This is a genomic window from Halomonas heilongjiangensis (genome assembly GCF_002879645.1).
In the GTDB taxonomy this organism is placed as follows: domain Bacteria; phylum Pseudomonadota; class Gammaproteobacteria; order Pseudomonadales; family Halomonadaceae; genus Halomonas; species Halomonas heilongjiangensis.
The window spans coordinates 66,893-76,797 of sequence record NZ_PNRE01000104.1; the positions used below are offsets into that span (position 1 = coordinate 66,893).

9 protein-coding genes, 1 tRNA gene and 1 pseudogene are annotated in these 9,905 nt (G+C 68.7%); 3 read left to right on the forward strand and 8 right to left on the reverse strand.

Annotation, left to right across the window (positions count from 1 at the left end; all coding sequences use genetic code 11):
* Positions 1-56: 56 nt before the first annotated feature.
* The 8 genes from C1H66_RS22015 to C1H66_RS22050 form a co-directional block, all read right to left on the reverse strand.
* Positions 57-133 (reverse strand) — tRNA-Met (locus C1H66_RS22015).
* Between the two features lie 53 nt (positions 134-186).
* A complete protein-coding gene (ychF, locus tag C1H66_RS22020) occupies positions 187-1,278 on the reverse strand; it encodes a redox-regulated ATPase YchF (RefSeq protein ID WP_102630004.1) in 1,092 nt (363 codons plus the stop codon).
* Between the two features lie 147 nt (positions 1,279-1,425).
* A complete protein-coding gene (pth, locus tag C1H66_RS22025; RefSeq protein ID WP_102630005.1) occupies positions 1,426-2,016 on the reverse strand; it encodes an aminoacyl-tRNA hydrolase in 591 nt (196 codons plus the stop codon).
* Between the two features lie 88 nt (positions 2,017-2,104).
* Positions 2,105-2,755 (reverse strand): 50S ribosomal protein L25/general stress protein Ctc, encoded by a 651-nt coding sequence (locus C1H66_RS22030; RefSeq protein WP_102630006.1) that lies wholly within the window; start codon positions 2,753-2,755, stop codon positions 2,105-2,107.
* Positions 2,756-2,859: 104 nt separating this feature from the next.
* Positions 2,860-3,801 carry a ribose-phosphate pyrophosphokinase gene (locus C1H66_RS22035; protein ID WP_181423443.1) on the reverse strand — a complete coding sequence of 314 codons (942 nt, stop codon included), beginning with the start codon at positions 3,799-3,801 and terminating at the stop codon, positions 2,860-2,862.
* A gap of 62 nt (positions 3,802-3,863) precedes the next feature.
* Positions 3,864-4,724 (reverse strand): 4-(cytidine 5'-diphospho)-2-C-methyl-D-erythritol kinase, encoded by an 861-nt coding sequence (gene ispE, locus C1H66_RS22040; protein ID WP_102630008.1) that lies wholly within the window; start codon positions 4,722-4,724, stop codon positions 3,864-3,866.
* Positions 4,717-5,337 carry a lipoprotein insertase outer membrane protein LolB gene (gene lolB, locus C1H66_RS22045; RefSeq protein WP_102630009.1) on the reverse strand — a complete coding sequence of 207 codons (621 nt, stop codon included), beginning with the start codon at positions 5,335-5,337 and terminating at the stop codon, positions 4,717-4,719. Before lolB ends, ispE begins: the two co-directional genes overlap by 8 nt.
* Positions 5,338-5,378: 41 nt before the next feature.
* A complete protein-coding gene (locus C1H66_RS22050) occupies positions 5,379-7,142 on the reverse strand; it encodes a tetratricopeptide repeat protein (RefSeq protein WP_102630010.1) in 1,764 nt (587 codons plus the stop codon).
* Between the two features lie 170 nt (positions 7,143-7,312).
* On the opposite strand from C1H66_RS22050, the gene hemA reads away from it, so the two are divergent.
* The 3 genes and pseudogenes from hemA to C1H66_RS22065 form a co-directional block, all read left to right on the forward strand.
* Positions 7,313-8,581 (forward strand): glutamyl-tRNA reductase, encoded by a 1,269-nt coding sequence (hemA, locus tag C1H66_RS22055; RefSeq protein WP_102630011.1) that lies wholly within the window; start codon positions 7,313-7,315, stop codon positions 8,579-8,581.
* An 8-nt stretch (positions 8,582-8,589) separates the two neighbouring features.
* A complete protein-coding gene (prfA, locus tag C1H66_RS22060) occupies positions 8,590-9,681 on the forward strand; it encodes a peptide chain release factor 1 (RefSeq protein WP_102630012.1) in 1,092 nt (363 codons plus the stop codon).
* Positions 9,682-9,697: 16 nt separating this feature from the next.
* Positions 9,698-9,905 (forward strand): annotated as a pseudogene (locus C1H66_RS22065) (peptide chain release factor N(5)-glutamine methyltransferase); the annotation flags it as partial.

Consider the following 9,905-nt stretch of genomic DNA (forward strand, 5'->3'; position numbering starts at 1 on the left):
GGCAGGACGCAGCCACGAAAAAACCCGACGCCAGTAGCGTCGGGTTTTCGAATCTCTGGTGGCTACGCCCTGACTCGAACAGGGGACCCCATCATTATGAGTGATGTGCTCTAACCAACTGAGCTACGTAGCCTTGCAACGGGGGCGAAGTTTACGGATGCGCCTCCGTCAGGTCAAGGTTTCTGCTTACACATTGAAGCGGAAGTGGATGACGTCGCCGTCCTGGACCACGTACTCCTTGCCTTCCAGGCGCCACTTGCCGGCGTCCTTGGCGGCCTGTTCGCCGCCCAGGGTGACGAAATCGTCGTAGGCGATCACTTCCGCGCGGATGAAGCCCTTCTGGAAGTCGGTGTGGATCACCCCGGCCGCCTCGGGTGCGGTGGCGCCCACCTTGACCGTCCAGGCGCGCACCTCCTTGACCCCGGCGGTGAAGTAGGTCTGCAGGCCGAGCAGCTGGTAGCCGGCACGGATCACCCGGTCGAGGCCGGGCTCTGCCATGCCCATCTCGTCGAGGAACATGGCGCGCTCCTCATCGTCGAGCTCGGCGATCTCGGCCTCGAGCTGGTTGCACACCGGCACCACCACGGCGCCTTCCGCGGCGGCGATCTCGGTGACCACCTCGAGGTAGGGGTTGGCCTCGAAGCCATCCTCGTTGACGTTGGCGATGTACATGGTCGGTTTCAGCGTCAGGAAGCCGAAGCTCCTGAGCTGCTTCTTCTCGTCGTCGTCGAGGCCGAAGCTTCTCAGCGGCAGGCCCTCGGCCAGGTGCGGCTGGATGCGCTCGAGGATCGCCTTGGTGGCGATCGCCTCCTTGTCGCCGCCCTTGGCCACGCGCACCAGGCGCTGGATCGCGCGCTCGACGGTGTCGAGGTCGGCCAGCGCCAGCTCCATGTTGATGATCTCGATGTCGGCCCGCGGATCGACCTGGTTGGCCACGTGGATGACGTTGTCGTTGTCGAAGCAGCGCACCACATGGGCGATGGCCTGGGTCTCGCGGATGTTGGCCAGGAACTGGTTGCCGAGCCCCTCGCCCTTGGAGGCGCCCGCCACCAGGCCGGCGATATCGACGAACTCCATGGTGGTGGGCAGCACCTTCTCTGGCTTCACGATCTCGGCCAGGGCGTCGAGGCGCGGGTCGGGCATCGGCACGATGCCGACGTTGGGCTCGATGGTGCAGAACGGGAAGTTCTCGGCGTCGATGCCGGACTTGGTCAGCGCATTGAAGAGCGTGGACTTGCCGACATTGGGCAGGCCGACGATACCGCAGTTGAAACCCATGGAAGTGTCCTGGAAAGCGTGTTCGAAATTGGCGATTGGCCGGTATTCTACTCGACCGAGCCGTAAGCCATAAGCCGTAAGCCGTAAGAAACCCCATCCCGGCCAGCAGTGGGGGTGACTTACAGCTTCCAGCTTATGGCTGGCTTTTCAGCCGGAGGCGGAAAAGCTGTGCAGCCGGTTCATGGCGCGGGCCCAGTCGCCGGCCAGCGCCAGGGGCAGGGTGGCCAGGCATTCGTCGATGGCCGCCTCGATGGCCGTGTGCTCGGCCTTGCCGGGGCGCCCCAGCACATAGTGGGTCACCTGGCGAGCGTCGCCGGGGTGGCCGATACCGATGCGCAGACGATGGAACGACCTGTCGTTGCCCAGCGCACTGATGGTGTCGCGCAGGCCGTTGTGGCCACCGTGACCGCCGCCCTGCTTGTAGCGCGCGGTGCCGGAGGGCAGGTCGAGTTCGTCGTGGGCCACCAGCAACTCGTCCGGGGCGATGCGGAAGAACTGGCACAGCGCCGCCACGGCGCCGCCGCTGCGATTCATGAAGGTGCTCGGGTTGAGCAGGTGCAGGTCATGGCCATCGAGTTGCACCCGGGCATAGAGGCCGAGGAACTTCTTCTCGGGGCGCAGTTCCCCGCCGGCCTGGCGGGCCACGGCCTCCACCAGCCAGGCGCCCGCATTGTGGCGGGTGGCCTCGTAGTCGGCGCCGGGATTGCCCAGCCCGATGATCGCTTTGACCTGGCTCATCGTCGCTGTCTCCAAAAAAAATCAAGCGCGAAAGCGCTTGATCGGAAGAGGGAAGGGGCCATGCACGCATGGCCCCGGGCAGGCGCGATTACTCGGCGCTGCCTGCGCCTTCTTCGCTTCCACCTTCGCCGCCTTCGTCTGCGGCTTCCTCACCGCGGACCTTGGCCTTGGTGATGCTCAGCACGGCGTTGTCGTGGTCCTCGCCGTGGGTCAGGTCGACCAGGGTGACACCGGCCGGCACCTGGAGATCGGAAAGGTGCAGGGTGGTGCCCAGCTCGACCGCGGCGATATCGACTTCCAGGAAATCGGGCAGGTCCTTGGGCAGGCAGCTGATCTGGATCTCGTTGGAGAGCACGTGCAGCTCGCCACCCTGGTCCTTGATGCCGGCACACTTGTCTTCGCCCACCACGTGCAGCGGCACGTTGATGGTGATCTCGTGGGTGGCGTCGACGCGCAGGAAGTCGGCGTGGGTGATCAGCGGCTTGAAGGGGTGGCGCTGCAGGTCACGGACGACGACCTGCTCGCTCTTGCCGTCCACCACCAGGTTGATCACCGAGGAGAAGAAGGACTCGTCCTCGATCGCCTTGTAGAAGGGCGCCTTCTCGACGGAGACCGGCTGGGGGGCCTGTTCGCCACCGTAGATGATGGCCGGCACCTGGAGGTTCGCACGACGCAGGCGGCGGCTCGCACCTTTCCCCAGGTCGTTGCGAACGCTGGCATTGAGGGTAAAATCGGACATGGTGTTGCCTCTTGCTTGATGTAAGGGAGGCGTTGCGGCCCGCGACCTGACCGCAGCGTTCCCGAAAGCCCCGAAGGGCGCTAGTCCGGCGCGTGTCCCGAGACTCAGTGGAACATCGCGCTGACGGATTCCTCGTTGCTGACCCGGCGGATCGCCTCGGCGATCAGCCCGGCCACGCTCAATTGGCGAATCTTGCCGCTGCGCCGCGCGGTGTCGGACAGCGGGATGGTATCGGTGACCACGACCTCGTCGAGCACCGAGCCGGTGATGTTGTCGACCGCAGGACCGGAGAGGATCGGGTGGGTGGCGTAGGCCACCACGCGGTGAGCGCCGTGCTCCTTGAGCGCTTCACCGGCCTTGCACAGGGTGCCGGCGGTGTCGATCATGTCGTCGACCACCACGCAGTTGCGCCCCTCGATCTCGCCGATGATATGCATCACCTGGGCCTGGTTGGCCTGGGGGCGCCGCTTGTCGATGATGGCGAGATCGGCGTTGAGCTGCTTGGCGATGGCGCGGGCACGCACCACGCCACCCACGTCCGGTGAGACCACCACCAGATCCTCGTAGTTCTGGCGCTCGATGTCGTCGAGCAGGATCGGCGAGCCGTAGACGTTGTCCACCGGCACGTCGAAGAAGCCCTGGATCTGGTCGGCATGCAGGTCCATGGTCATGACCCGGTCGACACCGGCCTTGACCATCATGTCGGCGACGATCTTGGCGGAGATCGGTACCCGGGCGGAGCGCACGCGACGATCCTGGCGGGCATAGCCGAAGTAGGGCACCACGGCGGTGATCCGTGAGGCGGAGGCTCGGCGCAGGGCATCGACCATCAGGATCAATTCCAACAAATTGTCGTTGGTCGGTGCACAGGTGGATTGCAGGACGAAGACGTCCTTGCCGCGCACGTTCTCGTTGATCTCGACCGCGATCTCGCCGTCGCTGAACTGGCCCACCGTGGCGTTGCCCATGCGGGTGTCCAGACTCTCGGCAATCTTCCGGGCGAGGTCGGGATTGGCGTTCCCGGCGAAAACCATTAATTTTGACACGCGCAGCCACCTTTGCAGTGTTGGGGATCTCTGGGGGTCATGCCTGTGGGCCGGCGCCGCACTCATCGACCCAGCACGGCATGGAGAGGGGAGTGGTTGACGCCCCGTGTCAGGAAGGCCTGCCAGCGGTGCCGGGTCGCTTCGGCCAGCAGGCGGTCGGCCTCGGCCTCGCTCGGAAGCCGGGCGAAGACACAGGCACCGGTGCCGGTCAGCATGGTCGGGGCCCGGCTCGACAGCCAGTCGAGGGCCCGTGCCACCTCCGGATAGAGTTCCCTCACCGTGGCCTCGCAGTCGTTGCGCCAGCTCGACGCTCCCCCCTGCAGTGCGCGCGCCATGGTAATCGGGGGGGTGTCGCGTGTCAATTGCGCGGCCCCGAACACCGCCGGGGTGGAGACCGCCACGCGGGGATGGATCACCACGAACCAGGGGGTGTCGAGCTCGACCGGGGTGAGGCGCTCACCGATGCCTTCGGCCCAGGCGGCCCTGCCGTGGACGAAGACCGGGACGTCGGCGCCGAGCCCCAGGCCCAGTGCCGCCAGGCGGCCGAGGTCGAGGCCGAGTCCCCACAGGCGGTCGAGGCCGAGCAGGGCGGTGGCCGCGTCGGAGCTGCCGCCGCCCAGGCCGCCGCCCATGGGCAGGCGCTTCTCCAGGCGAATCTCGGCGCCGAGCCGGCAGCCGGTCTCGGCCTGGAGCAGGCGGGCGGCCCGCAGGATCAGGTTGTCCTCGGCGGCGACGCCGGGCAGCGCCGGCATCAGGCGAAGCTCGCCGTCCTGGCGTGGCGTGAGGTGCAGGGTGTCGCCATGGTCGAGGAACTGGAACAGGGTCTGCAGCTCGTGGTAGCCGTCGGGTCGCCGGCCGATGATCCGCAGCAGCCGGTTGAGCTTGGCCGGTGCCGGCAGCGTGAGGAGACCCGGCTCAGGCATCGTCGAGGACCGGGCGCCAGTCGGTGACCACCAGCGTTACCCGCAGCTCGTCGATCTCCATGACCAGGCGACGTGGCAGCCACACCTCCTCGACGAGTATCCAGTCGCGATAGTCGATCTGCCAGCCGTCCTGGCGCAGGCGCAGCGGAAAGCCCAGTTCGTCGTGCTCGAGCTGGTGCTCGCTGGCCTCGGAGGGCAGGCCGCGGATCCAGTCGGAGAGCGCACTCACCGGCAGCGACCAGCCGAGCTGCTGTTCCATCAGCGCTTCCGGCGTCTCCGCCTCGAAGCGGCCCTCGGCGGTGGTCAACGAGAATCGCCCCTCGCGGCCCTCCAGGGTGCTGCGGCCGCTGCCGAAGGGTCCGCTGATCAGCAGGCGGTAGTAGTGGGGGTGCTGGCTCCAGTCGAGGTTGGCGCTGGTCGACTCCTGGGGCATGCGCAGGCCGGCCTTGCCGGCCAGCACCCAGGTGTCGAGGTTCTCGAGACGCTTGGCCTGGGCCGCCCACTGGCCGGCGGCGCGTTCGCCGTCCGGGGCCGGAGGGCGCTCGGCACAGCCGGTCAGCAGGACCAGGATCAGCAGGGGGATCAGCAATCGCGGCGGGGTGGCATTTGGCATGGAGATCTCTCGTCGTGGTGTTCGCGTCGGGCGGCGGCCGCTCAGGGGCTTAGCTCGGGGATCCGTTCGAGCAGGTCGTCGAGTACCGGGCGTGCGTCGAAGCGCTCGACGGCCTCGCGCACCAGGGCGCGGGCCTCATCGCGGCGTTCCAGCTCCCAGAGCACCTCGGCCAGGTGGGCGGCGATCTCCTGGTCGGGCATGGCGCCATACGCCCGCTCGAGCCAGGGCAGGGCGCGCTCGGGGTCGCCGAGGCGGAAATGGACCCAGCCCAGGCTGTCCATGATGGCGGGGCTGCCGGGCTCGAGTTCGTGGGCCCGCTCGATCATCTCCCGGGCCTCCTCCAGGCGCTCCTCGATGCCGAGGTCGGCCAGGGTGTAGCCCAGGGCGTTGAGGGCGGTGACATTGTCGGGGTTGCGCTCGATGACGCGCCCCAGGTCGCGCTCCATGGCCTCGAGGTCGCCGGCCTCCCAGGCGCGCATCGCGCGCAGGTAGAGCAGCTGCTCGTCGTTGGGGGTGCGGTCCAGTTCCCGGTCGAGCAGGGCGTCGGCGTCGTCGGATCGCCCGGCACGCTCCAGCAGTTCCACTTCCAGCGATACCAGGTCGGCGAAATAGGTTTCGTGCCGCAGCCGCTCGATGCGCAGGAAGGCCCGGGCGTCGATCAGCCGGTCGTCCTCGATCAACATGCTGGCGGCGCTCAGGCGTGCCGGCAGGAATTCGTCGCCCGGTGGCACCTGGCGGTAATAGAGCAGGGCGTTGTCGACCTCGCCTTCCGCCTCGGCGATGGCGCCGAGCAGGTAGAAGGCCAGCGCCGGGGTATCGATCTCGCCGACCAGTGGCAACAGCAGGCGTCGGGCCGGCTCGGGGTGGTTCTCCTCGAGATAGAGCCGGGCCAGCGCCAGGCGCAGCTCCTGATTGTCGGCCTGGGATTCGAGCAGGTTGTCGGTCTGTGCCTCGGCGGCGTCGATGTTGCCCAGGCGCAATTCGCTCTGGGCCAGCATCAGGGCGAAGCGCGGATCGCCGGGGGAGATGGTCAGGCCGCGGCGGGCCGCCTCACGAGCCCGGGCATGGTCGCCGGATTCCTGGGCCAGGCGTGCCTGGGCCAGCCACAGCGCGGGAAGTTCCGGCGAGCGTTCGGCCAGCCGGTCGAGGCGGCGCTGGGCGGAGGTGGTGTCGCCGACGGCGACCTCCAGCAGGGCGGTGGCCAGCTCGGCATCGTGATGCTGGGGGTGTTCGTCGGCCCCCGGGCGCGCCAGGTGGTGCCGCATCAGCTCCAGCAGCGGGGCCGGGTCGGCCCTTTCGCCCAGGGCCAGTTCGACGAAGGCGGTCAGTTCGCCCTGGCCGCCCCGCGCGACCACCTGCAGCCGCTGGGCCAGCGCCTCGGGCCAGTCGCCGCGCTGCAGGGCCAGGCTGGCGAGCAGCCGGGTCGGCGCCTCGGAATCGGGGGCCAGGGTGCGCCACAGCTCGGCGGTGTCGGTGAGCAGTTGGGGGTCGTTGCTGAAGCGGGCAGCCAGGGCGGCACGCTCCACCAGCGCCACCGAACCGTAGCGTTCGGCACCCTCGAGGTAGCCGAGGGTGGCGCGTCGATAGTCGCCGCGCTGGCCGGCGAGCTCGGCGGTCAGCAGGCCGGAGAGGCCCTGGGCATCGAGTCCGCGCTCGATGGGCGGCGCGCCGGCCATCGGGTCGTCGCCCAGTGCGTTGTCCGAACCGGACGGCAGGGCCTGGCAGCCGGCGACCAGCATCGTCAGTGCCAGGGGCGCCAGGCAGGACCGAACACCAAGGAGAAGGGTATCGAGTGCGGAGGGCATGCGAGTCTCGTTCAGGATGCCGAGCCGCCAGCATAACGGCTTGGCTGCCCCGGGCAAAGGTCGCCGCCACGGTCATGGCGCTCGGGCAGGCTGGGCTGTGCTAGAATTGGGCGCCTCGATATGGTGGGTCGACCCGCACCGCCGGATGAACTAGCGAAGACGCCGAACGCATGACGCTGCTTGCCCTTGGAATCAATCACCGGACCGCGACCGTGGAGGTGCGCGAACAGGTCGCCTTCACGCCCACCCAACTGGAGGCGGCGCTCGGTGAATTGCGTGGCCTGCCCGAGGTGCGCGAGGCGGCGGTGCTGTCCACCTGCAATCGCACCGAGCTCTACTGCATTATCGACGCCAGCGGCGAACAGGCGATTCTCCACTGGCTCGGCCGCTTCCATGACCTCCAGGTGGAGGACCTTTCGCGCTGCGCCTATCACTACCTCGACAACGATGCCGCCCGCCACCTGATGCGGGTCGCGGTGGGGCTCGACTCCATGGTGCTCGGCGAGCCGCAGATCCTGGGCCAGCTCAAGGACGCCTACCAGAGTGCCCGCGAGGCCAGGGGGCTGGGCGGCGAGCTCGAGCGACTCTTCCAGCACACCTTCGCCGTGGCCAAGCAGGTGCGTACCGAGACCGGCATCGGCCGCAACCCGGTCTCGGTGGCCTATGCCGCGGTCAGCCTGGCGAGCCGCATCTTCGACGACTTCTCCCGCTCCCGGGCGTTGCTGATCGGCGCCGGCGAGACCATCGAGCTGGTGGCGCGCCACCTCCATGACGCCGGGGTTCACCAGCTCACCGTGGCCAATCGCACGCGCGAACGCGCCGATCGCCTGGCCGGCTCCCTGGGCGGGCGCGCGATCACCCTGGACGAGATCCCCGCGGCGCTGGAGCACTCCGACATCGTCATCTCCTCCACCGCCGCGCCGCTGCCGATCCTCGGCAAGGGCATGGTCGAGCGGGCGCTGAAGAAGCGCCGCCACCGGCCGATCTTCATGGTCGACATCGCCGTGCCCCGGGACATCGAGCCGGAGGTGGGCGAACTCGGCGACGTCTTCCTCTATACCGTCGATGACCTCCAGGAGGTGATCGAGGAGAATCGCCGCCACCGGCAGGTGGCCGCCGACCAGGCCGAGTCGCTGATCGAGCGCGGCGTGGGCGCCTGGCAGCATGAGCGGCGCATCCGCAGCGGTGGCGAGCTGATCCGCGACTACCGTACCCGGGCCGAGGCGCTGCGCGATCTCTCCGAACAGCAGGCGCTGGCCGGGCTGGCCCGCGGCGAGGACCCCGAGGCGGTGGTGCGCCGCCTCGCCCACCAGTTGACCAATCGCCTGCTGCATCGTCCCACCGTGGCGCTGCGCCAGGCGGCTTCCGCCGAACGCCACGACCTGCTCGATGCCGCCACGGCACTGCTGCTCGACGGCTCATCCGACAAGACCCCATAGGACTGCCCATGAAAGCTTCCCTGCGTCAGCGCCTCGACGCCTTCGCCGAGCGCTTCGAGGAACTCGCCGCCCTGCTGGCGGAGCCCGAGGTGATCGCCGACCAGGCTCGTTTCCGTGGCTATTCCCGCGAGTACGCCGAGCTCGAGGCCCTGGTGGACGCCTGGCAGTGCTACCGTGCCATCGAGGGGGACATCGCGTCGGCCGAGCAGTTGACCGGCGACAGCGATGCCGAGATGCGCGAGCTGGCCGAGATGGAACTGACCGAGGGGCGCGAGCGCCTCGAGGCCATGGAGGGGCGGCTCAAGCAGCTGCTGGTGCCGAAGGACCCCGACGACCGGCGCAATGTCTTTCTCGAGGTGCGGGCCGGCACCGGTGGCGACGAGGCGGCGCTGTTCGCCGGCGACCTCTTCCGCATGTACTCCCGCTATGCCGAGAAGCGCGGCTGGAAGGTCGAGGTGGTCAGCGCCAGCCACGGTGAGCAGGGCGGCTACAAGGAGATCATCTCGCGGGTCAAGGGCGAGGGGGTCTACGCCCGGCTCAAGTTCGAATCCGGCGCCCACCGGGTGCAGCGGGTACCGGCCACCGAGTCCCAGGGACGCATCCATACGTCGGCCTGCACCGTGGCGGTGATGCCCGAGGCCGACGAGGTGAGCGATATCGACATCAACCCCGGCGACCTGCGGGTGGATACCTTCCGCTCCAGCGGTGCCGGCGGCCAGCACGTCAACACCACCGACTCGGCGATCCGCATCACCCACCTGCCCAGCGGGGTGGTGGTGGAGTGTCAGGAGGAGCGCAGTCAGCACAAGAACCGGGCCAAGGCGATGTCGCTGCTCGCCGCCCGGCTCAGGCAAGCCGCGGTGGAGAGTCGCCGCCAGGCCCAGGCCGACGCCCGCCGCTCGCTGGTCGGGTCGGGCGATCGCAGCGAGCGCATCCGTACCTACAACTTCCCCCAGGGGCGGATCACCGACCACCGCATCAACCTCACCCTCTACAAGCTCGGCGAGGTGATCAGCGGCGAACAGCTCGACGAGGTGATCGAGCCCTTGATTCACGAGTATCAGGCCGAACAGCTCGCCGCCCTGCAGCAGGAGGCCTGATGTGCAGGGAGGGATAGTGCGGCTGGATGTCCTGTTGGCGCGGGGGGCGGCGCGCCTGGCGCGGGCCGGTTCGCCCAGCGCGCGTCTCGATGCCGAGGTGCTGCTGTGCCATGTGCTGGGGGTCGACCGTACCTGGCTCTATACCTGGGGCGATCGCGAGGCGCCGAGCCTCGCGCGCGCCCGCTTCGAGGCGCTCCTCGCGGCCCGTGCCGCCGGCCGGCCGG